The organism is Microbacterium sp. Z11_20, assembly GCF_057197605.1.
Window position 1 is genome coordinate 235920 of the sequence record NZ_JBXVOQ010000004.1, and the last position, 23102, is coordinate 259021.

The following is a 23102-nucleotide window of genomic DNA, read 5'->3' on the forward strand; positions in this document are numbered from 1 at the left end:
TCAGTCGCCGCCCGGCGCGTCAGCGGCGTAGACGCCCTCGGCGGCTTCGACCCCGCCGCCGACGGGGACGGATGCGCCGAACCGGCGCAGCACGGATTCCAGCGCGGCGAGAGTCTGGACCACCGCATCCGTCCGGGCGTTGTACCCCATGGTGCCGATACGCCACACGCGACCGTGCAGGGGGCCGAACGACGTGCCGATCTCGATGCCGAAGTCCTCCAGCAGCGCCGAACGCACCGCATCGCCCGGGACGTCCTCGGGGATCTCGACCGCGACGACGTTCGACATCTTGTGCGCGATATCGCCGAAGACCGACAGCCCGAGCCCGCGCACACCCGCGAGCATGGCCTCGCCGTGCAGGCGGTGCCGGGCGATGACGGCCGCGCGTCCCTCGAGCAGCAGCACGCGGGCGCACTCGCGCGCGGCGTAGAGCATCGACGTGGCCTCGGTGTGGTGGTTCAGACGCCGCGGACCCCAATAGTCCAGGATCATGCCGAGATCGAAGTAGTTCGAGCGGACGAAGTCCGCCGCGTCCGGGTCGCCCTCTTCGCGGATCCCCGCCTCGACGCGGGCGCGCGAACGCACCACCTCGACGGCCCGGTCGGAGAGGGTGAGCGGAGCGGAACCCGACGGTCCGCCGAGGCATTTCTGCAGACCCGCCGTCGCCGCATCCACCCCCCACGCGTCCATCTCGAACTCGTTGCCGCCGAGGGATGCCGTGGCGTCGGTGTAGAACAGCACCCCGTGCGCGCGGCAGATCTCGCCGATCTCATCGAGCGGCTGGTTCATGGTGGTGGAGGTGTCGCCCTGGACGAGAGCGAGGAGGTGCGGCTGCACCCGCTCGATGGCCTCTCGGATCACCGACACCGGGAACACCGAACCCCACGGCACCTCGATGGTGTGCACCTCGGCGAGCGCCCGCTCGGCGATCTCCGCGAGGAGGTGCCCGAAGCGGCCGAAGACCGGCACGAGCACGCGATCGCCCGGGCGGATGAGGGAGATCATCGCCGCCTCGATCCCGGCCCGCGACGTGCCGTCGATCAGGAGCGTCGCGTCATTGCGGGTCGACCACACCTGCCGGTACAGCTCCTGCGTCTCGGCCATGGTCGCGGTCATGAACGGGTCGTACTGGCCCACAAGCGGCGCCGACATGGCGCGGAGCACGCTCGGGTACGCCGAGATCGGCCCCGGCCCCATGAGGAGCCGGGCCGGGGGATCGATCGGGCCGGGGATGGTGTCGGTCACGGGTTCTCCGGGTTCGGGATGACGGATGCCGCCACACGGCGGGCGAGGCGGATGAGGGCGGTGTCGGTGCCGGCGCGCGAGACGAACGAGACGCCCACGGGGGCCGGGCCGGCGGAGGTCGACACGGTCAGGAGCGGCACCGAGAGGGCGGGGAGCCCGGCGACGGCGGCCGGCGCGGTCATCCGGAGGGTGGCGCCGCGCGTGGCGTCGATGGCGGCAGCGTCCGCCGTCCGGAGCGGGGCCGGCCCCGGGACGCTCGGGAAGAGCAGGACAGCGTCGTGGGTGAGCGCGGAGAACCGCTCCCGCAGGTGCCTCAGCGTCTCGCGGGCGGCGGCCTCCTCGGCGGCGGTCACGGCGGCGGCGATGCGGAACCGGTCCGCGACGGCCGGTCCGACCGCCCCCGGGTGCTCCCGCACCCACGGTCCGTGATGGCGCCACGCCTCCGCTCCCTGGACGACGCGAAAGGCTCCGACGTACTCGTCGAGATCACCCGGATCCGCCGTGCCCAGTTCGGGCGCAGCATCCGACGCGGCAAGCGCCGCGATGAGCGCATCGAATGCCGCCCGCGTCGCGGGCTCGGCCTGTGCGCGGAGGGACTCCGGGACGAGGAAGCGCCACGGGAGCTCTCCGTCGGACGGCTGCTCCGTCGATTCCGGCCCGTCACCGGGGAGGCACCGGTCGGCGACGCTCTGGAGCGTATCGCCGTCGCGCGCGAGCCAGCCCACGGTGTCGAACGACGGCGCAAGGGGCAGGAGCCCCTCCCGGGCGACGAGGCCGTGGGTCGTGCGGAGCCCCCACAGACCCTGGTACGACGCCGGCACGCGGATGGAACCGGCGGTGTCGGTGGCGAGGCCGACGTCGGCCTGGCCGGTGGCCACGGCGGTGGCCGGTCCGCTGGACGACCCGCCGGGGAGTGTGCCGGGCACGGCACCGTTGGGCGGAGTGCCGTAGTGCGGGTTGTCGCCGGCGATCGAGTACGCGAACTCGTCGGTCCGCGCGATCCCGCGCACGGATGCTCCGGCTCGGAGCAGCTGGGCGACGGCCGGTGCCGTCGCGGGTTCGACGCGCGCCTGCTCGAGGTAGGTGGGATTGCCGGCACCGACGGGGAAACCCTCGACGGCGAACAGGTCCTTCACCGCGACCGTCAGGCCTGCGAGCGGCCCCTCCCCGGCTCCCTGGACGAGCGGGTCGCCCACGCTCCGCCAGACCGAGCGGTCGAACGCCGCCGCGCGCGGCGTGACGTGCGCCGCGGTGATCAGCCAGCGCCCGTCGATGCGCTGCCACACCTGGGTCTGCAGCCCCCGGCCGCCGCCGGCGTAGCGCGACACCGACATCAGCAGGGCCACGTCGTCGCCCAGGGGACGGTAGTGGATGCTGTCGATGCTCCGCTGCGTCACCCCGCCGCGCTGCGACCGGAACGCACGGATGGCGTCGTGTCCGAGGAGCAGCCCGGCGCCGTCGCCGCGGAGCACCTCCGGCCCAGGGGCGAAGGACGCGTCGAGCACGTCGAGGTCGTTTCCCACCACGGCGCGCTCGTACGTCTCGAAGGCCTGCCGCAGGTCGTCCGGGAGGTGCGGAGTGAGGTTGTCCGGGAGGCGGGGCGCGAGGTCGTCCGGGAGGTCCTCCGTGCCGGTCCGGGGCTCCGCCGCATCCGTCATCGCTCCCCCTCCGCAGCCTCGCGGGAGACCGCAGCGAAGTCGGACTCGCGGATGCGCGCGTGGACGCCGCACACGATGTCGACGACCTGGGAGATGTCGAAGTCGGTGGCCGCGCTCAGATACGCGTAGGCCAGGTGCTCGTCGAGCCCCCACCGCGCCTGGATGAGCGCGACCGCGGCACGGACGCACCGCCGCATCGCCTCGTTCAGATCGGAATGCAGCCCGGTCGGCACGAGGTACTCATCGGTGCGCACGAGCGGCCCGGTCACCTCGCCGAACTCGGTGAGCGCCTCCTCCCGCGGTACGACGTCGAACCGCAGTGTGGCGCGGAGCGACGCCTCCAGCGCGGTGAGCGCGACCTCCCCGTCGCCCTGCGCGAAGTGCGGGTCGCCGACGTACGCGAGCGCCCCGTCGACCTGCACCGGCAGGTAGAGCACCGTGCCCTCGACGAGGAGGTTGATGTCGATGTTTCCCCCGTGCGCACCCGGCGGCACCGAGTGGGGACGCTCGGACTCGGCGACGGCGACCCCGATGGTGCCCAGGAACGGCGCCAGCGGGAACGCGACGATCCGCTCGCCGCCCTCGGTCACGGGGAGGGTTCCCACGAGGCGCCCGTCGCGCTCCTCCACGGCGGCGAAGACGCTCACGTTCCCGGGCGTCCGCGGCAGTTCGCCCACGAGCGCGCCCTTGCCGTGGCGATTGGAGATGACGCCGTACGGCACCCGCGGCTGCAGCGTGCCGATCGTGATCTTCAGCAGGTCGCCCGGCCGCGCACCCTCGACCCGGATGGGTCCGGTGATCACGTGCGGACCATCGGATGCGGCATCCCTCGACACCGTGGCGGCGACCGCGATCGCGTCATCCAGCACCGCGGATGCGGCCACGCCGTGTCCGCCGAAGTAGGCCAGCGGGTCTTTGCCCTGGTCATCGAGGATGCCCTCGTGGCTCACGGTGTCGATCGTCACCGTGTCACCGGCCGCGATCGTGAGGACCGCTGCATCCGTCGCGCTCGGCAGACGGCCCCACAGGACCGTGTCGGGCGTCGTCGGCAGGTAGAAGGAGCCGGGGATCTCGCCCACTCCCGGCTGCAGGATCTCGAACGCGGGCGAGCCGGCGCCGGTGTTCCCCGGTGTGGTCGCGGTCGTCATCGGTCGCTCCCCCACCCCGCGAGCGTGGCCGGTTCGGCCAGGATCTCCCGTCCCGCCCGCGCGAGCACGCCGTCGCCGGCGCGGTAGGCCGGCACGCCGTGAACCCACGTCGTGCTGACGACCCCGTGGAGGGTCCGTCCGTCCCACGGCGACATCTTGTTGCGGTACTCCAGGTCGGCCGCGCGCACCGTGTGCGCCGCATCCGGGTCGAACGCGACCAGGTGCGCGGGCTCGCCGGCGGCGAGGCGCCCTCTCCCCCCGAGTCCGCCGATGCGTGCGGGGCCGGTCGTGAACAGCGGCAGCATCCGCTCGAGGGGGATACCTCGGCGCCGGGCCTCGGTCCACACCGCGGAGAACCCGGTCTGCAGGCCCGAGATGCCGCCCCACGCCAGGCCGAAGTCGCGCGACTCCTTCAGTGCGGGCGTGGACGGGGAGTGGTCGCTCACGATCGCATCGACCGTGCCGTCCAGGACGCCCGCCCAGAGGAGGTCGCGGTTGCCGGCGTCGCGGATCGGCGGGCAGCACTTGAACTCCGCGGCGCCCGCCGGCACCTCGTCGGCCGTGAGCGTGAGGTAGTGCGGGCACGTCTCGATCGACAGAGGTACCCCGTCGGCCTTCGCGGCGCGGATGTCGTCGAGGGCGCCTCCGTCCGACACGTGCACGATGTGCGCGCGCCCGCGCGTGCGGCGGGAGGCCTCGATGACCAGACGGATGGCGGACCGCTCGCCGGCGGCGGGACGCGAAGCCTCGAAGTCGCGGTAGTCGCTGCCGAGCGCGCCGTCGGCGTGCAGCTGCGCCGGGTCTTCGGCGTGGACGATGAGGATGCTGCCGAGCTCGGCAATCTCGGCGAGGGCGGCGTCCAGCTGCGCGGCGTCGAGGTGACCGAACTCGTCGATGCCCGACGGGGACAAGAAGGATTTGAAGCCGACCACGCCCGCCGCATCCAGCGCCGCCAGCGCACCGAGGTTCTCCGGCACTGCACCGCCCCAGAACCCCACATCGACCGCGAGCTGCCCGGTCGCCGCCGAACGCTTGGCGGCGAGGGCCTCCGGGGTGGTGGTCACCGGGATGCTGTTGAGCGGCATGTCGAGCACGGTGGTGACGCCGGCCGCGGCTGCCGCGGCGGTCCCCGTGGCAAACCCCTCCCACTCCGTGCGGCCGGGCTCGTTCAGGTGAACGTGCGAGTCCACCAGGCCGGGCAGCAGCACCTGCGAGTCGGGCAGGACGACGTCGGCCTCGGGGTCGAAGACATCCACCGCGGCGATCACGCCGTCGGTCACGTGGACGGTCGCGGGGACGAAGGAGCCGTCGAGGTACACGCGCTGCGCGGCGACCGAAGCGGGGGTGCTCATGGCGCCACCGTACGGGTCTCGCATTTCCCGGATGTTACCCACGGCAACATCCGCGTTCCGCGGCTGCGCCGGCGGCTCTGCGCGCAGCTCCGGCAATCCCCGCCGGGCACAGGTCCGACGGAGCTACCGCCCGTTCAGAAGCCCGCGCGCCACTCCCGGATGATGCGGACCACGTCATCGAGGTGGGATTCCAGGAGGAAGTGACCACCGTCGATCAACTCGACGCGCGTCTGCGGCGCGTCTCGGCGGAAGGCCTCCGCTCCGGCTGCGGCGAAGATCTCGTCGTTGCGGCCCCACACCGCCAGCACCGGCACCCGCGTGGCGCGCAGCCACTCGTGCACGGCGGGGTACAGGTCGCGGTTGGTCGCATAGTCCCCGAACAGGCGGAGCTGCGCCCGGTCGACACCCGGCCGAGCCAGCAGCGCGAGGTCGTGCTCCCACGCGTCGGGATCGATCGTGGTCACATCGGGCACCCCGTGCGTGTACTGCCAGTACACCGCCTCCCGGCCGAGCGCCGGCCGGAGGGCCGCCTCGTTTTCCGCGGAGGGGTCTGCGCCGTAGGCCCAGATCGCACCCCAGAACTCGGGCACGAACCCGTCCTCGTACGCGTTCCCGTTCTGCGAGATCACGCCCTCGATCGACTCCGGGCTCGCCAGCGCCAGCCGCCAGGCGATCGGAGCGCCGTAGTCCTGCACGTACACGGTGAATCTGGTGACTCCGATGACCTCGAGGAACGAGCGCGTGACGTCGGAGAGGGAGGCGAAGGTGTAATCGAAGTCGTCCACGGACGGGGCCGACGAACGGCCGAAGCCGATGTGGTCGGGGGCGATCACGCGGTACCGGTCGGCGAGCGCCGGGATGAGGTGACGGAACATGTGTGAGCTCGTGGGGTAGCCGTGAAGCAAGAGGAGCACGGGCGCATCCCCCGGACCTGCCTCCCGGTAGAACACGTCGAGCCCCCCGACGGCCACGGTGCGGTGATGAACGGTCGCCATTACTAACTCCCATACGTTGGTTAACTGGTTAGCCGGACGCTAGCATGAAAGGGCGACCGGCAGCCAGAGCGAGGTCGACACGGAGGGATACGCGGGATGGGCGACGAGGAGCTGTTGATGGCGCTGCTGAACAGCGCGCCCGTGGTTCGGGGCGTGCACACCGACGTTCTGGACGGCGCGGCCGGTGCCGGGATCGCGCAGCGGTTCGGCGGCACGGGATCGGAGGCCGAGATTCGTCACCTCCAGGGAGTGCGGGGCGCGCTGCAGGCGGTCATCCGCGGCGACACCGCCGGTCTGGACGAGCTCCGCTCTTCGATCAGCACCGCCGCACTCACCCCCCACGTGCAGCAGGGCGGGGTCCACTGGCAACTGCAGGCACCGGATGACGAACGGCTCGGGGTGCGCGCTGTGCTGGCGTGGTCGGCCGTGATGGACCAGCTGCCCGGACGCCTGCGCGCCTGCGCGAACGACGAGTGCACCCTCTTCCTCGTCGACCGCAGCCGCCCGGGCACCGCCAGATGGTGCTCCATGGGCACCTGCGGAAACCGGATGAAAGCCCGGGCTCATGCCGACCGCCGGCGCAGCGCGACCGCGCGCACGGACAGCTAGCCGACCCACCCCGACGCGGGCACCCCGCCGCCGTGTCACGAGCCGGAAACGCGGCGGCGCTAGCGTGACCGACATGGAGTTGGATGAGTTCAACAGCGCCGATCCGGCCGATGCCGCGGCCATCGTGCGGGTGTGGGCCGCCGTGCCCGGGTGGGTGGATGCGGTGGTCGAAGGCCGCCCGTACGCCTCGGTCGGCGCGCTTGCGGCGTACGCCGGTGCGCTCGCGGCGACGTGGGCGCCGGCCGACCTCGAGGCCGCGCTCGCCCACCATCCGCGCATCGGCGCCCGGGTCAGCGGCGGCGGCGCGGAAGCCGCCGCATCCCGGCGTGAGCAGGCGTCCATGTCGGCCGCCGGCGACGACGTCACCGCCGCGATCGCCGCAGGCAACGCCGCCTATGAGGAGCGCTTCGGACGGGTCTTCCTCATCCGCGCGGCCGGCCGCACCCCCACCGAGATGCTGGCCGAACTCCAGCGCCGGATGGGCAACGCCCCCGATGTCGAGACCGCCGAAGCCACCGCGCAGCTCGCCGAGATCGCCCTGCTCAGGCTGCGCGCCACGATCTCCGACGACAGCGCGCCGACACCCGAGGACCCCGAGTGAGCCAGCTGACCACCCACGTCCTGGATGCGGCGACGGGCGAGCCTGCGGCGGGAGTCGCCGTCGTGCTCACCCACGCCTCCGGCGGGGCCGTGACCGCAGAGGCACCGGGCGCGATCGTCGCGCACGGCGCGACCGACGACGACGGCCGCGTAGCGCTCGGACCCGATCGGCTCGACGCCGGCGACTACTCCCTGACATTCCTCACCGGCGAGTACTTCGCCGCCCGCGGCACGGCGACCTTCCACCCGTACGTGACGGTGACCTTCACCGCCGACGACTCGGGGCGGCACCTGCACGTGCCCCTGCTCCTGAGCCCGTTCGCCTACTCCACCTACCGCGGGTCATGAAGGTTCTCATCATCGGCGCCGGCATCGGCGGCACGAGCGCTGCGATCGCCCTTCAGCGCCTCGGGCACGACGTGGTCGTCTACGACCAGATGCGCGAGAACAAGCCCGTCGGCGCCGCGTTGTCGCTGTGGTCCAACGGCGTGAAGGTGCTCAACTGGCTCGGCCTCACCGACGAGGTGGCGGCCCTGGGCGGCCAGATGGACGACATGGCGTACATCGACGGACACACCGGCGAGCAGATGTGCCGGTTCAGCCTCGAGCCGGTCACGACGCAGACCGGTCAGCGCGCGTATCCCGTCGCACGCGCCGACCTGCAGGCGTTGCTGATGGAGAGGGTCGGGCTGAGCCGCATCCATCTCGGCATGCGCCTGGTCGGGATCGACGACGACGGCACCACCGTCACGGCGACCTTCGCCGACGGCACGACTGACACCGGTGACCTCCTCATCGGCGCCGACGGCGCGCGCTCGTTCACCCGCGATTACGTCACGGCGGATGCGGCGACCCGGCCCGAGCGCACCTACTCGGGGTACACGAACTTCAACGGGCTCGTGCCGATCGACGAGCGGATCAGCCCGCCGAACCAGTGGACCACCTACGTCGCGGAGGGGAAGCGCTGCGCGGTCATGCCGGTCGCCGGCGACCGGTTCTACTTCTTCGTCGACGTACCGCAGCCCGCGGGGCTGCCGTATGACCGCGACGCCGACGGGAAGCAGCCGCTCGAGGACGCGTTCGGGGCGTGGGGCGCACCGGGGGTGCGGGCGCTCCTGGACGCCATCGACCCCGCCGCATCCCTCAATCGCGTGGAGATCTGGGACATCGACCCGTTCCACACGTGGGTGCGGGGGCGGGTGGCGATCCTCGGGGACGCCGCCCACAACACCACGCCCGACATCGGGCAGGGGGCGTGCTCGGCGCTGGAGGACAGCTTCGCCCTCGGCATCGTGTTCGCCACGAACACCCTCGGCGTCGAGGACGCATTGGCGCGGTACCAGCGCATCCGCTCCGAGCGGGCGGGCGACCTCGTGCTGCGCGCCCGCAAGCGCGCGGTGGAGACCCACGCGTTCGACCCCGCCGTGACGGAGGCCTGGTACGACGGGCTCCGCCGCGAGGACGGCACCGGGGTGATCCGCGGGATCGTCGGCAACATCGAGGGCAGCCCGGTCAACCTCGGCGGCGGCATCCTGGCCTGACGCAGAACTCAGGATCTCGGCCTCCAGGCCCGCGGCAACCTCGCGGGCGGCATCCCGCCTGAGCGCGCAAAACTCAGGAGATTCCGGCCTCGCCACCGGTGACACGGGGCCGGACGGGCCGATTCTCCTGAGTTCTGAACGACGAACGGGCCTCAGCCCTTGCCCCCGCGCCCCACCTGAACTCAGGAGATCTCCGCCTCCCAGGGCGGCAACCTCGCGGCGGCAACCTCCCCGGCGGCATCGCGCCCGAGCGCGCGAAACTCAGGAGATTCCGGCCTCGCCACCGGTGACACGGGGCCGAACGGGCGGATTCTCCTGAGTTCTGAACGACAGACGAGCCTCGGTCCCTTGCGACCGCGCCCCCCATGCCGCATCCGGGGTAGACCTCAAGACCTCGTCGGGGTCTCCGCCGGCCGGGAGGGGCCGGCTCCCCGCTCGGCAATCACGCGCGCGGGCCGCCGAGACCGGCGGTGCGGACGGCGGTGCGGCCTCTGCCGCCTCAGACGTGGAAGAGCGCGTGCAGGGGCGCGTCGCCGAGCGCCTCACGCCCGCCGAGGGCGTCGATCTCCAGCAGGACCGCGCTCCCGACCACGGTGCCACCCAGCTGCTCGACCAACTCGCGCGCCGCGGCGATCGTGCCGCCGGTGGCCAGGACGTCGTCGAGCAGCAGCACGCGCGCACCGGGGGCGAGGTCGTCGTGCATCTCGATCTCGGCCGTGCCGTACTCCAGCGCGTACGAGACGGATGCGGCGGGGCGCGGGAGCTTGCCGGCCTTGCGGATCGGGACCAGACCCGACTGAGCCGCGATCGCGGCGGCTCCGGCAAGGAGGAATCCGCGCGCCTCGATGCCCGCTACGACGTCGAACTCGCCCGCGAAGGGGGCGAGCAGGCCATCGATGCAGGTGCGCAGCGCTGCAGCGTCGGCCAGCAGCGGGGTGATGTCACGGAAGACGACGCCCGCTTCCGGGTAATCGGGGATGCTGCCGATCAGGCCCTCGGCGCGAGCCAGGTCGGCGGAGTGTTCGGACACCCGCCCACCATACCCGCGCACACCCGATCCCCCGGGCCGCCCGGGCTCGGGTGGGTTTCGGGCGGATCCGTTGCGTTGGGGCGCGCGCATCACGCCCCAACGCACCCCGGGCGCCCAAACCCGCGGAACTAGCGCGGAACTCGCGGGAATGCGCGGGAGCCCACACGCCCCAACACGCATAACTGCCCCCGTTCCCGCGGACCGCCCCCAAACCGCAGGAAAACCCGCGGGAAGCACCCCGGTCACACCGCCGGCACACCGGCGCCCCGCCGCCGGCACAGCGGCGCCCCACCCCCGATACAGCTGCGCCCCACCGCCGACACACCAGCGCCACACCGCCGACCCAGTGGCGGCACGGAGCGGCACGAGGCGCCCCACCGCCGACCCAGCGGCGCCCCATCGCCGGCACACCAGCGCCACACTGCCGGCACACCGCAGCCACACCGCGGGCCCACCGCCGGCACGGAGCGGCACGGGATGGCCCCGGCATCGCCAACCATGTAAGCGTTTGCAGTAGCCTGTTCGGCATGACTTTCACGCAAGAGGACGCTCGCGCCGACACGGCCACCGCGCCCGGATCCGAGTGGTGGCGCACCGCCGTCATCTACCAGATCTACCCCCGCTCCTTCGCCGACAGCTCCGGCGACGGCGTCGGCGACCTGCCCGGGGTCACCTCTCACCTGGATGACCTGCGTGATCTCGGCATCGACGCGATCTGGCTGAGCCCGTTCCAGCGTTCGCCGCAGAAGGACGCGGGATACGACGTCGCCGACTACTGCGACGTCGACCCGCTGTTCGGCACGCTCGGCGACTTCGACGACATGCTCGCCGGCGCGCATGACCGCGGCATCCGCATCATCGTCGACCTGGTCCCCAACCACTCCTCCGACCAGCACGAGTGGTTCCAGGCCGCTCTGGCCGCCGCCCCCGGCAGCCCCGAGCGCGCGCGGTACATGTTCCGGGACGGCACCGGCGAGAACGGCGAGCTGCCGCCGAACAACTGGGAGTCGGTCTTCGGCGGGCCGGCCTGGACCCGCATCATGGAGGCCGACGGCACACCCGGCCAGTGGTACCTGCACCTCTTCGACGCCTCGCAGCCCGACTTCGACTGGTCGAACGAGGAAGTGCGTGAGGAGTTCCGCCGCATCCTGCGATTCTGGCTCGACCGGGGCGTTGACGGCTTCCGCGTCGACGTCGCGCACGGACTCGTGAAGGAAGCGGGCCTCCCCGACTACACGCCCAACCCGGATGCCGGGTCCATGGGCGGCGACGAGGGTTCGGTGCCGTACTGGGGCCAGCCGGGAGTGCACGAGATCTACCGCGACTGGCATGCGCTCCTCGCCGAGTACGACGGCGATCGCGCCCTGTGCGCCGAGGCCTGGATGCCCAGCGTCGCCCAGACCGCGCTGTGGGTGCGCCCCGACGAGATGCACCAGGCCTTCAACTTCGAGTACCTCGAGACGCCGTGGGATGCCGCCGCCCTCCGCTCCGTCATCGCCGAGTCGATCGAGGTGTACCCGTCGGTGGGCGCGCCGAGCACGTGGGTGCTGTCCAACCACGACGTGGTCCGCCACGCGTCGCGCCTCGCTCTGACCGCCGAGAACCCGCAGGGTGCCGGAATCGGGCCCAAGTCCCCCGGGAAGCCCATCCCGGAGGTCGGCCTTCGCCGCGCGCGGGCGGCCACGACGCTCATGCTCGCCCTCCCCGGGTCGGCCTACATCTACCAGGGCGAGGAGCTCGGGCTTCCCGAGGTCATCGATCTGCCCGACGACGCGCGCCAGGATCCGACGTGGTTCCGCACCGAGGGAGCGCGCTACGGACGCGATGGATGCCGCGTACCGATCCCGTGGAGCGCGTCGGCGCCGGCCTACGGGTTCAGCGAGACCGGAGAGTCGTGGCTGCCGCAGCCGTCCGAGTGGGCGGGGCTCGCCCGCGACGCCCAGGTGGGCGACCCGGACTCGACGCTCTCGCTCTACCGCGCGCTGCTGACCGAGCGTCGCGCACGGGGCCTCGGCAGTGGCGCGCTGGACTGGCTCGACGGCTTCGGCGACGGCGTCGTGGCGTTCCGCCGGGGCGATCTCACGGTCGTGGCGAACGTCAGCAGCACCACTGTGCCGCTGCCGGAGGGTACGCTCGTGGCCGCGAGCGGTCCGCTCGCACCGGAGGGGATTCCCGTCGACACGACGGTGTGGGTCGCCGCGGGCTGACGCCGCGGAGCCCGTGCCGACCGAGCGCGCCGAGGCGGAGCATCCCGTGAGGGGCAACCGTCAATGGTGAGTATCGACGAGGTCGCGCGGCGAGCGGGCGTGTCCACCGCGACGGTGTCGCGCGCGCTCAGCGGACGCGGCCATGTCTCGGACGCATCCCGGGCGCGCGTGATCGCCGCGGCGGAAGACCTCGGATACGTGGTCTCGGCGTCGGCGTCGAGCCTGGCCTCCGGGCGCACGCGCAATGTCGGCGTGCTCGTGCCCTTCGTCGATCGCTGGTTCTTCAGCACGGTGCTCAGCGGGGTCGCCGCGGCGCTCATGCGGCGCGGGTACGACATCACGCTGTACAGCGTGACCGACGACCCCGCCGAGCGGCGCACGGTCTTCGAGACCTTCCTGCGCCGGCGCCGCATCGACGGGATCATCGCCATCTCGATCGAGCTCGGCGCGGAGGAGTCGCAGCGCCTGCACGACCTCGGCATCCCGGTCATCGCGATCGGCGGGCCGAACCCGCAACTGAGGACGCTCACGGTCGACGACACCGCCGTGGCACGGCTCGCGACCGAGCACCTGCTCTCCCTCGGTCACACGCGCATCGCGCACATCGGGGCCAACGCCCAGTTCGACATCGACTTCCACATCCCCACGCGGCGGCGGCAGGGCTTCGAGCGGGCGTTGGCGGATGCGGGGGTGCCGGTGCTCCCGGCCCTGTTCGAGCCGGCGGACTTCACCATCGAGGGCGGGTTCCGCGCGGCCAAGCAGCTGCTCGGGCGGCCCGGAAGCCGCCCCACGGCCCTGTTCTCCGCATCCGATGAGATGGCGATCGGCGCGCTGCTGGCCGCCCGCGAACTCGGGTACCGCGTTCCGGAGGATCTCTCGGTGATCGGCGTGGACGGACATGAGCTGGGCGAGTTCTTCCGCCTGACCACGATCGACCAGTTCCCCCGCGGGCAGGGCGAGCTTGCCGGCGACGCGATCGTCGCGGAGCTGGAGTCGCCCGCATCCGTCCCGCACCTCCCCACGCCCCTGCCGTTCGAGCTGGTCGTCCGCGGCACGACGGCGCGGCGGCGCTGAACACCGCGGCCGGCACCCCGCGCCCCGCGGATGCTGCGCCCCCAACCGGAGCGCGGGCCGCGAGAAGCGCGGGACGACGGCGCGCGGGCTCGCGGCCCTAGGCTCGGGGGATGAGTATCGACCTGGAGAGCCTGTACCGCGATCTGCACCGCCATCCGGAGCTGTCGTTCCAGGAGACGCGCACGGCCGGCGTGATCGTGCGGCACCTCACCGAGCTCGGGCTCGAGGCCGAGGAGGGCGTCGGGCGCACCGGTGTGGTGGCCGCGATCCGCAACGGCGACGGCCCGGTCGTGTGGCTCCGCGCCGACATGGATGCGCTTCCCGTCGAGGAGCGCACGGGCCTCGACTACGCCAGCACGGCCCGCGGCACGGATCCGTCGGGCGCGGAGGTGCCGGTGATGCACGCGTGCGGACACGACATGCACGTCAGCGCGCTCCTCGGGGCCCTCGAGCGGCTCGTCGCCACCCGCGCCGACTGGTCGGGCACCGTCGTGGCGGTGTTCCAGCCCGCCGAGGAGTACGGCTCGGGATCGCAGGCGATGATCGCGGACGGCGTGCTGGAGCGCTATCCCACGCCCGACATCGTCCTCGGTCAGCACGTGACGCCCCTTCCCGCCGGCGTCATCGGCGTCCGCCCGGGCACCCAGATGGCCGCCTCCGACGGGCTCACCGTCGTGCTCCACGGGCGGGGCGGGCACGGGTCGCGCCCGCAGGCCACGATCGACCCCATCGTGATGGCCGCGGCCACCGTGATGCGCCTTCAGACGATCGTCTCGCGTGAGGTCGACCCCCGCGATGTCGCGGTCGTCACCGTCGGCGCCATCCACGCGGGCCTGAAGAACAACATCATCCCCGCGGAGGCTCGCCTCGAACTCAGCCTGCGCTACCCCGACGACGCGGCGCGCGACCGCGTGCTCGAGAAGGTCGAACGGATCGTGCGAGCCGAGGCCGTGGCATCCGGCGCCGAGCAGACGCCCACGATCTCCACCCTCCACACCCTCCCGCCCACCATCAACGACGCGGATGCCACCGCCCGCCTGACCGCCGCCTTCGAGCATGCGTTCGGTGCGGGGAGCGTCGTTGACCCCGGGATGTTCACCGGCAGTGAGGACGTCTCGTGGTTCGCGCGCGACTCCGGCGCCCCCCTGGTGTTCTGGTTCTGGGGCGGTGCCGACCCGCAGACCTACGCCGACGCGCTGGCCGCCGGCGCCGTGGAGAGCCGCATCCCCACGAACCACTCGCCGTTCTTCGCCCCGGTGCTCCAGCCGACCCTCAGCCGTGGCGTGGAGAACCTCGTCGTGGCCGCGCGCGAGTTCCTCGCCTGACCCCTGGCCCTCCCTCGCCGGGGAGGGCATGTGCCGGGAGCACACGGACCGCGGGCGATCGTGAACAATGAGCACATGAGCCTGCTCCGCGACGATGCGCCCGGCGCTCGTGACGAGACGCTGGTGCGCGCCGTCGTGGATGCGGTGGCCGGCCGCACTCCCGATGCCCTTTCGCGGTTGCGCACGATGCCGGAAGCCGCCGCATCCGTCCCCGTCGTCGAGGCCGCGCGCCGCGAAGTGGAGGGCCTCCGTCGCCGCGAGCAAGAACTGTCGGCGCTGTTCTCCAGCGCCCGCGAGCTCGCCGGCGTCCGCGACACCGACGCGCTCCTCACTCGGCTGGTCGAGCGCGCGCACGACATGCTCGGCTCCGACGTGACGTACCTGTCCGAGTACGCCCCGGAGACCGGGCAGCTGCAGGTGCGCGCGACCTACGGGGCGGTGTCGGCGGAGTTCCGTGAGCTGGTCGTACCGCCCGGTCGGGGTCTCGCGAGCGTGGTCGTGGAGACCGGCACGGCTCAGGCGGTCAGCCGCTACGCCGACTATGCCGCCGACCGGCGCGAACCGGTCATCGACGACGCGGTCGCGGCGGAAGGCATCGTCTCGATGCTCGGCGTACCGCTGCGCACCGAGACCACCGTGCTCGGCGTGCTCTTCGTCTCGATGCGCCAGGAGCGCACCTTCACCCCCGACCAGACCGCGCTGCTGTCCGCCCTGGCCGACCACGCCTCGATCGTGCTGCAGACCGCCGGCACGTTGCGGTCACTGCGCCGCTCCGAAGAGGAGGCGCGCGCCGCCGTCGAGCGGCTGTCGGCGCACCTGGCCGAGCGCGACCGCGCCAACACGGTGCACCAGCACCTCGTCTCCGCCGTTCTGACGGGCGGCGGTTTCTCCCGCATCGCCGAGACCCTGGCGGGCACCCTCGATCGTGCCGTGCGGATCGTCGACGAGCGCGGGAACGAACGCGCCGGAGCCGGGGACACCGCGGCCCTCGCACGCGACGGCGGCACGGACGCGCTCGATGCCGCCGTGGCGACGAGCCGGGCGTCCGGTCACGCCGCCACCGTGGACGCCGGCGGGGGCCACCGTGTCGTCGCAGCCCTGTCGGCGGGCGCGCGGCACTTCGGTGCCGTGCACATCGAGGTGGGCGACTTCGACCTGGGGGCCGTGGACCTCCGCACCGTCGAACGCGCCGCGCAGGTGGGCGCGCTGCTGGCTCTCTCGGAAGAGGCGGTGCTCGACGCGCACCAGCGCCAGCAGGGCGACCTCGTGACCGATATCGTGCGGGCCTCGCCCGATCGCATCGCCGACGTGAGCGCACGGGTGCGGCGGGCAGGTCTGGACCTCGCCGGGCTGGACCGGCTCGTGCTGGTCGCGGTGCCCGGAGACCGCCGCCCCGACGCCCTCCGGGTGCTCCGGCGGCGCCTGGACACGGTGGGCCTCGTCGGAGAGATCGACGGGAGCCTCGTGGTCCTGGCCCCCGGCGATCGCACCGGCTCCGAGGCCGCCGCCCTCCACGCGCTGCTGAGCGACGCTCTGGATGACCGCGTGGTCGCCGTCGACAGTCCCGCCGGGCATGGGTCGGCCGCCGAGCGGTACGACCTGGCGCGGCGCGCCCTCCGCATCCTCCGGGGGCTGGAGATCTCCGACGGGGCTGCGGCCACCGATGACCTGCTGCCCTACGCGGCTGTGCTCGACCCCGACCAGCACTCCCTCCGTGCCTTCCTCGACACCCAGCTCGGCCCGGTCCGCGCCTACGACGCGGCGCGCGGCACCGAACTGCTCGCGACGCTCCGCGCCTTCATCCGATCGGGGGCGAGCCCCACCCGCGCCGCGCGGGCGCTCACGTTCCACCCCAACACGATCTTGCAGCGTCTGGACCGCCTCGACGCGGTGCTCGGGGCCGGCTGGCGCGACGACGAACGGCTCTTCCGCCTCTCGCTCGCGGTGCGGCTGGACGAGCTGCGGGAACGGCTCGCGAGTGTGAGCACGCCCCACTCCTCCCGGTGATACGTGGGCGACGGGCCCATACGCCCCGGCCCGCGCGCCCCCTAGGTTGAGGATCGCGCGGCATCGTGATCGCCGTGGACGGCGGCCCACCGCCGCGCGAGAAGGAGCATCGATGCCGATTTCCAGCCGCCTGTCCGGCCTCCGCGACCACACTCCCGACGAACGGCTGGCCCTCGTCGGCGCGGCCGCGGGAGTGGATGCTGAGGCCCTCGCCGCCCTCCGGCCCTCCTCCGGCCTGCGGCTCGATCAGGCCGACCACATGATCGAGAACGTCGTCGGCATGATCGGCATCCCCGTCGGCGTCGCGACGAACTTCCGCGTCGACGGGATCGACCGGCTCGTCCCGATGGCCACCGAGGAGCCGAGCGTCGTGGCAGCCGCCTCCAACGCGGCACGCATCGCCCGCGGGCACGGCGGGTTCTCCACCTCGCACTCCGGCGACCTCATGATCGCCCAGGTCCAGGTGCTCGACGCCGTGGATCCGGATGCGGCGCGCCTGCGCCTGCTCGAAGCCCGGGAGGAGCTGCTCGAGCTGGCCAACCAGCAGGACCGCGTACTGGTCGGTCTCGGCGGCGGTGCCCGCGACATCGCTGTGCGCACGCTCCCCACACGCGTCGGGACGCACGTCATCCTGCACCTGCACGTCGACGTCCGCGACGCGATGGGCGCCAACGCGGTCAACACCATGGCCGAGGCCCTCGCCCCCCGCGTCGCCTCGATCGCGGGAGGCCGCACGCTCCTGCGCATCCTGAGCAACAAGGCCGACCTGCGCCTCACGCGCGCCCGCGCCACGTTCGACGCGGAGATGCTCGGCGGGGCCCAGGTCGTCGACGACATCGTGGCGGCGAGCGCGTTCGCCGAGGCCGACCCGTACCGCGCCGCCACCCACAACAAGGGCATCATGAACGGCATCACCGCCGTCGTGCTGGCCACCGGCAACGACACCCGCGCCGTCGAAGCCGGGTGCCACTCGCACGCCGCGCGCGACGGTCGCTACCGCGCGCTCTCGAGCTTCGAGAAGGACGCCGACGGCAACCTCACCGGAACGCTCGAGGTGCCGCTGGCGGTCGGCCTGGTCGGCGGCGCCACCCGCGTGCACCCGACCGCGCAGGCAGCGGTGCGCCTCCTCGGCGTGCAGACGGCGCGCGAGCTGGCGGGCACCATCGCGGCGGTGGGCCTCGCCCAGAACCTCGCCGCCGTGCGGGCTCTGGCCGCCGAGGGCATCCAGCGGGGCCACATGACGCTCCACGCCCGCACCATCGCCGCCAGCGCCGGCGCCACCGTCGAGGAGGTCGGCGCCGTCGCCGAGCGGATCGTGGCCGACCGCAACATCCGCGTCGAGTACGCACGGGAGGTGCTCGCGCAGCTGCGAGAGCAGGCGCCGGTATGACGCCCGCCTGGATACCGCATCCCCTCGTCGCCCCCATCGACGGGTTGCCCGCGCGCGTGCGCGTCTACGAGGTCGGACCGCGCGACGGCCTGCAGGCTGAACCCGATCCGGTACCCGCACCCGTCAAGGTCGAGCTCTGCAGGCGGCTCTACGCGGCCGGGGTCCGCGACCTCGAGGTGTCGAGCTTCGTTCCCCCGTCATGGATCCCGCAGCTCGCCGACGCCGCGGACGTGTTCGCTCGGCTCGAGACCCCGGCGGGCGCTCGCGCCGTGGCGCTCGTACCCAACCTCCGCGGCCTCGACGATGCGCAGGGAGCGGGCGTGACCGAGGTCGCGGTGGTGGCCAGCGCCACGGAAGCGTTTGCGCGCGCGAACCTCAACGCCGACCGCCGTTCGGCGCTGCGGCGGGCCATGGAGACGGCGGAGACGGCACGGGCACGCGGCATCCGCGTGCGCGGCTACGTGTCGATGGCGTTCGGCGACCCGTGGGAGGGGGCGGTCGATGCCGCCGTCGTCGCCGAGACGGCGGCGTCCCTCCGGGATGCCGGCTGCACGACCATCGCGCTGGGCGACACGATCGGCGTCGCGACCCCGGGGCAGGTCGCGGCCGTCGTCGCCGCCGTGCGCGACGCCGGCGTGCCGGCGGATGCGATCGCACTGCACCTGCACGACACCTACGGGCAGGCCCTCGCGAACGTCCGGGAGGCTCTGCGCCTGGGCATCGTCGAGTTCGACGCCTCGGTCGGGGGGCTCGGGCGATGCCCGTACGCGCGCGGAGCCACCGGTAACCTCGCCACGGAGGATCTGGTGTGGATGCTGCAGGGGCTGGGCATCGACACGGGGCTCGACCTGATCGCCCTCGCGCGCACGACGGCCTGGCTCGCAGAGGTGCGCGGGGTCCCTGCGCCCTCCCGCGTGGCCCGGGCGCTCGCCGCCGCCGGGGCGCTCGACGCCGCCCACCCCCACCCGACCACCCCCGCTCAGGAAGCACCTCGACCATGACCGACGCCTCGCAGTCCGCCGCCCTCCTCCCCTCGCCCGGGGCGCTGAGCGGCGTGCTCGTCCTCGACCTGTCGCGGGTGCTCGCAGGACCCTACGCCGCGCAGATGCTCGCCGACCTGGGCGCCACCGTGGTCAAGATCGAGAACCCGCGCGACCCGGACGTCTCTCGCGGGTTCCCGCCCTACCTGACCGACGGCGACGAGGAGTTCAGCGCGTATTACGCCCAGTACAACCGCGGCAAGCTCGGGATGGCCCTGGACCTGGCCGCTTCCGGGGGCACCGACGTGCTGAAGGACCTGGTCGCGAAGGCCGACATCCTCGTGGAGAATTTCCGGCCCGGGACGATGGCCAAGCTGGGGGTGGGCTACGACGTGCTGCGCAAGATCAACCCCCGCCTGGTCTACCTCGCGATCTCGGGGTACGGCCAGACGGGGTCGCGCAGCCGCCGCCCCGCGTTCGACAACACCGCACAGGCGGCCGGCGGGCTGTGGTCGATGAACGGGTACCCGGATTCCCCGCCGGTGCGCGTCGGCGTCACGATCGGCGATCTCTCCGCGACCCTGTTCGGCGTGGTCGGCGCCCTGGCCGCACTCCGGCACGCGGAGCGCACGGGGGTGGGTCAGCTCGTGGACGTCGCGCAGGTGGACAGCATCCTCGCCCTCACCGAGACCGCCGTCGTGGATTACACCGTCTCGGGCACGGTGGCGACCCCGGCCGGCAATGCGCACGCGTGGGTGCGGCCGTACGAGCTGTTCGCCTGCCGGGACGGGCAGGTGTTCTTCGGCGCGTACACCGACAAGCTCTGGAACGCCGCGTGCGACCTGTTCGGCACCCCCGAGGTCAAGGACGACCCGGAGATCGACTCCATGCGCAAACGCTTCGCGCCGGAGGTCTACGAGCGCAAGGTCCAGCCGCTCGTCGCCGGATGGCTCGCCGATCGGACGAAGGCCGAGCTCGAAGATCTCGCCGGCGACGTCATCCCCCTCACCGCGATCAAGGACATCGGCGAGGTCGTGGATGACCCGGGCACCGCCGAGCGGGACATGATCGTCGAGGCCGACTACGGCGACCTCGGAACGCTCCGGATGTTCGGGCAGCCCATCAAGCTGAGCGAGACCCCCGCCACCGCGGCGCGCACGGCCAACCGGTTCGCCGAGCACGCCGACGCGGTGCTCGCCGGTGTCGCCGGGTACGACGCCGCCCGGGTCGCGGAGCTGCGGGCCACCGGGGTGATTCCATGACCGCGGCGCGGCACGGCGCTCTCGACACCGAGACCGCGGAGGCGTACCGCGGCACCTTCGCGGCCGCCGACGCGCCCCTCCTCGACGGCGCGGCACTTCCGCCGGGATGGGAGGGGGTGTACTTCCCCTTCGCCGTCGCCCTCGCCGATCTCCGCCCCGACGGCTCTCCGGCGCGCGACGGCGTGGTACCCGAGATCGACCTTCCGCGGCGCATGTACGCCGGGGAGGACACCGAATTCCTCGCGCCCCTCCGCCTGGGCGACGCGGTGCGGCAGACCACGTCGCTCGGGCCCGTAGTGGACAAGACCGGATCGAGCGGGCGCCTGGTGTTCGTCGACATCCTCCGCGAGTACGCCGTGGGCGAGAAGGTCGCCGTCCGGAGCGTGTGGCATGACGTGTTCCTCGAGCAGCAACCCGCCGGCGTGCCCGCGCGCGAACCCCGCCGTGCGGCCGACGCCGCCGCCCAGGCCGACTGGGTGGACTCGGCGGTCCTCGACATCCGTCAGCTGTTCCGCTTCTCCGCGCTCACCTTCAACACCCACCGCATCCACTACGACCGGGCGTGGGCACGGGAGATCGAAGGCCTCCCCGACCTCCTCGTGCACGGACCCCTCACCCGCATCCTCCTCATGGATGCGGCGCGCCGCCACGCGCCCGACGCCACCGTCGCGCGGCTCTCGGTGACGGCGGTCGCCCCCACCCTCGTCGAGCGCGAGATCCGCTTCGCCGGCCGCACCGCGGGTGACACGACAACCGTGACGGCCGTCGACCCCGACGACGTCCTCCTCGCCACCGCGACGGTGACCTGGGCCTGACCCCCTAACCCCCGCGGTCGACTCGCCACTTTCCGCGCTATCCGCCCTCGAAAAACGACGGAACGTGGCGAGTCGACGTGGTTAGCACGTGGCTTCGGCTTCGGCGAGGGAGATCTCCCGCGCGGCGATCGTGCTCCAGTGCACCCCGAACCAGGGCCGCCACGACGCGCGCCGCACGCGCTGCTCGATGCGGTCGGCCAGCAGATCCGCCTTGGCGTCGTCATCGGGGTGGTCGTCGATGACGCACGTGACCGTCAGGTCGGCCGCGCACGTCATCTGGAGGGTGACGTACACGGTGTTGGCGAACACGTCGGCGAGGTTCACCCAGTGCGACGGGCTCTCCCCCGCCGGCACACCCAGGACGTAGACCAGATGGCGCAGAGCCGGCAGCTCCCGACTCATCCGCCGCCCGACGACGCGTTCCTGTTTCAGAGCGCGCCGCACGACGGTGGAAGATCCGCCGGTGAAATCCAGCCCGGTGACCACGCTGCGGATCCCCGGTTGCAGAGCCGACGGGTAGCCGCCGGGGTGGTCTTCCACGACCCCCGGGCGCCGACCGAGCGCGCACAGTGAGCCGAGTCGGTCGCCGCGAACGATCATCGATCGCGGCACCGCCGGGTCCGCGGTCGATGCGGGCTCCGTCATCTCATGCATCGCGCGCTCCAGTCATCCTCCTCCGGGCCTGCGGGCGCGACCGTGACAGCGCGGGCCTTCACCTGGCTGAGGGGAACCGTCCCCTCGTACGGCAGGACGATGATGTCGCCCGGGGCGACGTCGCCGGCCACCCGCGCGCGGACGCGGGTGGCCGGGTCCGCGCTTCGGAGGGCGACGCTGCGTTGCTTGGCCGACGAGGCGCGGCCGAGCACGCGACCGGCGGCCGCGGGTGAGCCGGCGGGAAGCTGCCCGTTCACCGCGATGACGCTCTCAGGGTCGGACGCGTCCACGGACACGATCCGGTACAGGATGAGGGTGGTGGGGCACATCCTGGGCGTCGAGTCCTCACCGGAGCAGACCAGGACCGCGGGCGTTCCGCGGGTCAGTGCCAGCTCGAGGAGTGATCGGCCGGCGACGACGACGTCATCCGCCGTGTGCCTGGTGTCTGCCGGCCACCCCTCTCGGGATCGCCGGTCGGGGAGAGGACGACTGCCGAGCGTACGCGCGGCGAGAATAGTGCGCAGGAGCGTCATGTGCCGGTCCCGTCACGAGGCGCGCGGGAGGGAACGAACGGGGCGCGGCTGCGCGGCAGCCATCGGGGCGGCGGACGGCGTCTCCGCGCGCACCGGGCGGACGTCGTGGAGTGCGGTGAGGCCATCGCAGGGCACGGCCAGGATGTCGCCCTCCCGGATGTCATCGGGCAGGAGCACGGGGGGACGCCGCTCGATCATGGCGGACTCGTTGCCGTCGAGGACTGCGGCGGGTCTGCGGTGTCCGGTGGAGGCGCGCCCGATCAGGCGGGTCTCCGCCCACGTGACGGGGAGGGCGCCCAGGCGCGCGTCGACGATGACCACTCTGCCGACGCCGGGAGCGTCGACGACCATGGTCACCGCGGTGAGGATGACGGCGCGGTCGGCGCGGACGATCCGCCGCGACCCCGTCCCGCCGATGCTGAACTCCCCGGTGTGCACGGCGGGGGTGCTGCAGAGCACCGCCAGCGCGTTCATGGATACGCCCGCGATGACGAGGTCGGTCGTCGTGGCGGTGGTGTGGTCCGGCCAGGCGCTGCGCGCGAGGGGGTCGGGAAGCGATCGCCGGAGGCTGGGAAGGATGTCTGTGAGTGTCACGTCTTCCGTCCTACCCGGCGGGGGCCGGCAGGGGATCAGCCCTCACGAAACGCATACGGGGATCAGGCCGCACCGAACGGGAC

The 23102-nt window shown here is 72.8% G+C and carries 21 protein-coding genes; 12 read left to right on the forward strand and 9 right to left on the reverse strand.

Features of this window, described 5'->3' with window-relative positions:
• The 5 genes from AC2DFQ_RS11545 to AC2DFQ_RS11565 form a co-directional block, all read right to left on the reverse strand.
• On the reverse strand, positions 1-1197 hold the full coding sequence (locus tag AC2DFQ_RS11545; RefSeq protein WP_484534105.1) for a pyridoxal-phosphate-dependent aminotransferase family protein: 1197 nt from the start codon (positions 1195-1197) through the stop codon (positions 1-3).
• Positions 1198-1241: 44 nt separating this feature from the next.
• Complete coding sequence (locus AC2DFQ_RS11550) at positions 1242-2903, reverse strand: AtzH-like domain-containing protein (RefSeq protein ID WP_484533995.1); 1662 nt, start codon at positions 2901-2903, stop codon at positions 1242-1244.
• Positions 2900-4051, reverse strand: coding sequence for an acetamidase/formamidase family protein (locus tag AC2DFQ_RS11555; protein WP_484533996.1), 1152 nt, complete (start codon positions 4049-4051; stop codon positions 2900-2902). Before AC2DFQ_RS11555 ends, AC2DFQ_RS11550 begins: the two co-directional genes overlap by 4 nt.
• The gene (allB, locus tag AC2DFQ_RS11560) at positions 4048-5403 is read right to left on the reverse strand and encodes an allantoinase AllB (protein ID WP_484533997.1); all 1356 of its coding nucleotides are present in this window, start codon (positions 5401-5403) and stop codon (positions 4048-4050) included. Before allB ends, AC2DFQ_RS11555 begins: the two co-directional genes overlap by 4 nt.
• 134 nt (positions 5404-5537) lie before the next feature.
• Positions 5538-6398 (reverse strand): alpha/beta fold hydrolase, encoded by an 861-nt coding sequence (locus AC2DFQ_RS11565; protein WP_484533998.1) that lies wholly within the window; start codon positions 6396-6398, stop codon positions 5538-5540.
• 96 nt (positions 6399-6494) lie between these two features.
• Between AC2DFQ_RS11565 and AC2DFQ_RS11570 the strand changes: the two genes are divergently transcribed.
• The 4 genes from AC2DFQ_RS11570 (at position 6495) to hpxO (ending at position 9148) form a co-directional block, all read left to right on the forward strand.
• A complete protein-coding gene (locus tag AC2DFQ_RS11570; protein WP_484533999.1) occupies positions 6495-7007 on the forward strand; it encodes a CGNR zinc finger domain-containing protein in 513 nt (170 codons plus the stop codon).
• A gap of 73 nt (positions 7008-7080) precedes the next feature.
• Positions 7081-7608, forward strand: coding sequence for a 2-oxo-4-hydroxy-4-carboxy-5-ureidoimidazoline decarboxylase (gene uraD / locus AC2DFQ_RS11575; protein ID WP_484534000.1), 528 nt, complete (start codon positions 7081-7083; stop codon positions 7606-7608).
• Positions 7605-7955 carry a hydroxyisourate hydrolase gene (gene uraH / locus AC2DFQ_RS11580; RefSeq protein WP_484510018.1) on the forward strand — a complete coding sequence of 117 codons (351 nt, stop codon included), beginning with the start codon at positions 7605-7607 and terminating at the stop codon, positions 7953-7955. The genes uraD and uraH overlap by 4 nt, the downstream gene beginning before the upstream one ends.
• Positions 7952-9148, forward strand: a complete 1197-nt coding sequence (gene hpxO / locus AC2DFQ_RS11585) for an FAD-dependent urate hydroxylase HpxO (RefSeq protein ID WP_484510017.1) — start codon at positions 7952-7954, stop codon at positions 9146-9148. Before uraH ends, hpxO begins: the two co-directional genes overlap by 4 nt.
• Positions 9149-9647: 499 nt before the next feature.
• Here the strand turns inward: hpxO and AC2DFQ_RS11590 are convergent, their stop codons facing one another.
• Positions 9648-10178, reverse strand: coding sequence for an adenine phosphoribosyltransferase (locus AC2DFQ_RS11590; protein WP_484510762.1), 531 nt, complete (start codon positions 10176-10178; stop codon positions 9648-9650).
• A 527-nt stretch (positions 10179-10705) separates the two neighbouring features.
• Here AC2DFQ_RS11590 and AC2DFQ_RS11595 point away from each other — a divergent pair.
• The 8 genes from AC2DFQ_RS11595 (at position 10706) to AC2DFQ_RS11630 (ending at position 21238) form a co-directional block, all read left to right on the forward strand.
• On the forward strand, positions 10706-12385 hold the full coding sequence (locus AC2DFQ_RS11595) for a glycoside hydrolase family 13 protein (RefSeq protein ID WP_484534001.1): 1680 nt from the start codon (positions 10706-10708) through the stop codon (positions 12383-12385).
• A 63-nt stretch (positions 12386-12448) separates the two neighbouring features.
• Positions 12449-13459, forward strand: a complete 1011-nt coding sequence (locus tag AC2DFQ_RS11600) for a LacI family DNA-binding transcriptional regulator (protein WP_484510760.1) — start codon at positions 12449-12451, stop codon at positions 13457-13459.
• A gap of 110 nt (positions 13460-13569) precedes the next feature.
• Positions 13570-14784: an amidohydrolase gene (locus AC2DFQ_RS11605; protein ID WP_484510759.1), complete on the forward strand. Its 1215-nt coding sequence runs from the start codon at positions 13570-13572 to the stop codon at positions 14782-14784.
• Positions 14785-14859: 75 nt separating this feature from the next.
• Complete coding sequence (locus tag AC2DFQ_RS11610) at positions 14860-16791, forward strand: helix-turn-helix domain-containing protein (RefSeq protein WP_484534002.1); 1932 nt, start codon at positions 14860-14862, stop codon at positions 16789-16791.
• Positions 16792-16903: 112 nt separating this feature from the next.
• On the forward strand, positions 16904-18181 hold the full coding sequence (locus AC2DFQ_RS11615) for a hydroxymethylglutaryl-CoA reductase, degradative (RefSeq protein WP_484534003.1): 1278 nt from the start codon (positions 16904-16906) through the stop codon (positions 18179-18181).
• Positions 18178-19182, forward strand: coding sequence for a hydroxymethylglutaryl-CoA lyase (locus AC2DFQ_RS11620; protein WP_484534004.1), 1005 nt, complete (start codon positions 18178-18180; stop codon positions 19180-19182). The genes AC2DFQ_RS11615 and AC2DFQ_RS11620 overlap by 4 nt, the downstream gene beginning before the upstream one ends.
• Entirely contained in the window at positions 19179-20423 is a 1245-nt protein-coding gene (locus AC2DFQ_RS11625; protein ID WP_484534005.1) for a CaiB/BaiF CoA transferase family protein, read from the forward strand. Before AC2DFQ_RS11620 ends, AC2DFQ_RS11625 begins: the two co-directional genes overlap by 4 nt.
• Positions 20420-21238 (forward strand): FAS1-like dehydratase domain-containing protein, encoded by an 819-nt coding sequence (locus AC2DFQ_RS11630; RefSeq protein WP_484534006.1) that lies wholly within the window; start codon positions 20420-20422, stop codon positions 21236-21238. Before AC2DFQ_RS11625 ends, AC2DFQ_RS11630 begins: the two co-directional genes overlap by 4 nt.
• A gap of 81 nt (positions 21239-21319) precedes the next feature.
• Here the strand turns inward: AC2DFQ_RS11630 and AC2DFQ_RS11635 are convergent, their stop codons facing one another.
• Genes AC2DFQ_RS11635 through AC2DFQ_RS11645 form a run of 3 tightly spaced genes read right to left on the reverse strand, consistent with a single transcriptional unit; the run spans position 21320 to position 23019 of the window.
• Positions 21320-21892 carry a hypothetical protein gene (locus tag AC2DFQ_RS11635; protein ID WP_484534007.1) on the reverse strand — a complete coding sequence of 191 codons (573 nt, stop codon included), beginning with the start codon at positions 21890-21892 and terminating at the stop codon, positions 21320-21322.
• Complete coding sequence (locus tag AC2DFQ_RS11640; protein WP_484534008.1) at positions 21880-22425, reverse strand: hypothetical protein; 546 nt, start codon at positions 22423-22425, stop codon at positions 21880-21882. Before AC2DFQ_RS11640 ends, AC2DFQ_RS11635 begins: the two co-directional genes overlap by 13 nt.
• Before the next feature lie 12 nt (positions 22426-22437).
• Complete coding sequence (locus AC2DFQ_RS11645) at positions 22438-23019, reverse strand: hypothetical protein (RefSeq protein WP_484510751.1); 582 nt, start codon at positions 23017-23019, stop codon at positions 22438-22440.
• Positions 23020-23102 lie beyond the last annotated feature (83 nt).

Excerpts from the sequence above, each read along its gene's own strand:
- AC2DFQ_RS11545 (WP_484534105.1), bottom strand. The coding sequence starts at position 1,197 with ATGGGGCCGGGGCCGATCTCGGCGTACCCGAGCGTGCTCCGCGCCATG.
- AC2DFQ_RS11550 (WP_484533995.1), bottom strand. The coding sequence starts at position 2,903 with ATGACGGATGCGGCGGAGCCCCGGACCGGCACGGAGGACCTCCCGGAC.
- AC2DFQ_RS11555 (WP_484533996.1), bottom strand. The coding sequence starts at position 4,051 with ATGACGACCGCGACCACACCGGGGAACACCGGCGCCGGCTCGCCCGCG.
- allB (WP_484533997.1), bottom strand. The coding sequence starts at position 5,403 with ATGAGCACCCCCGCTTCGGTCGCCGCGCAGCGCGTGTACCTCGACGGC.
- AC2DFQ_RS11565 (WP_484533998.1), bottom strand. The coding sequence starts at position 6,398 with ATGGCGACCGTTCATCACCGCACCGTGGCCGTCGGGGGGCTCGACGTG.
- AC2DFQ_RS11570 (WP_484533999.1), top strand. The coding sequence starts at position 6,495 with ATGGGCGACGAGGAGCTGTTGATGGCGCTGCTGAACAGCGCGCCCGTG.
- uraD (WP_484534000.1), top strand. The coding sequence starts at position 7,081 with ATGGAGTTGGATGAGTTCAACAGCGCCGATCCGGCCGATGCCGCGGCC.
- hpxO (WP_484510017.1), top strand. The coding sequence starts at position 7,952 with ATGAAGGTTCTCATCATCGGCGCCGGCATCGGCGGCACGAGCGCTGCG.
- AC2DFQ_RS11595 (WP_484534001.1), top strand. The coding sequence starts at position 10,706 with ATGACTTTCACGCAAGAGGACGCTCGCGCCGACACGGCCACCGCGCCC.
- AC2DFQ_RS11600 (WP_484510760.1), top strand. The coding sequence starts at position 12,449 with ATGGTGAGTATCGACGAGGTCGCGCGGCGAGCGGGCGTGTCCACCGCG.
- AC2DFQ_RS11605 (WP_484510759.1), top strand. The coding sequence starts at position 13,570 with ATGAGTATCGACCTGGAGAGCCTGTACCGCGATCTGCACCGCCATCCG.
- AC2DFQ_RS11610 (WP_484534002.1), top strand. The coding sequence starts at position 14,860 with ATGAGCCTGCTCCGCGACGATGCGCCCGGCGCTCGTGACGAGACGCTG.
- AC2DFQ_RS11615 (WP_484534003.1), top strand. The coding sequence starts at position 16,904 with ATGCCGATTTCCAGCCGCCTGTCCGGCCTCCGCGACCACACTCCCGAC.
- AC2DFQ_RS11620 (WP_484534004.1), top strand. The coding sequence starts at position 18,178 with ATGACGCCCGCCTGGATACCGCATCCCCTCGTCGCCCCCATCGACGGG.
- AC2DFQ_RS11625 (WP_484534005.1), top strand. The coding sequence starts at position 19,179 with ATGACCGACGCCTCGCAGTCCGCCGCCCTCCTCCCCTCGCCCGGGGCG.
- AC2DFQ_RS11630 (WP_484534006.1), top strand. The coding sequence starts at position 20,420 with ATGACCGCGGCGCGGCACGGCGCTCTCGACACCGAGACCGCGGAGGCG.
- AC2DFQ_RS11635 (WP_484534007.1), bottom strand. The coding sequence starts at position 21,892 with ATGCATGAGATGACGGAGCCCGCATCGACCGCGGACCCGGCGGTGCCG.
- AC2DFQ_RS11640 (WP_484534008.1), bottom strand. The coding sequence starts at position 22,425 with ATGACGCTCCTGCGCACTATTCTCGCCGCGCGTACGCTCGGCAGTCGT.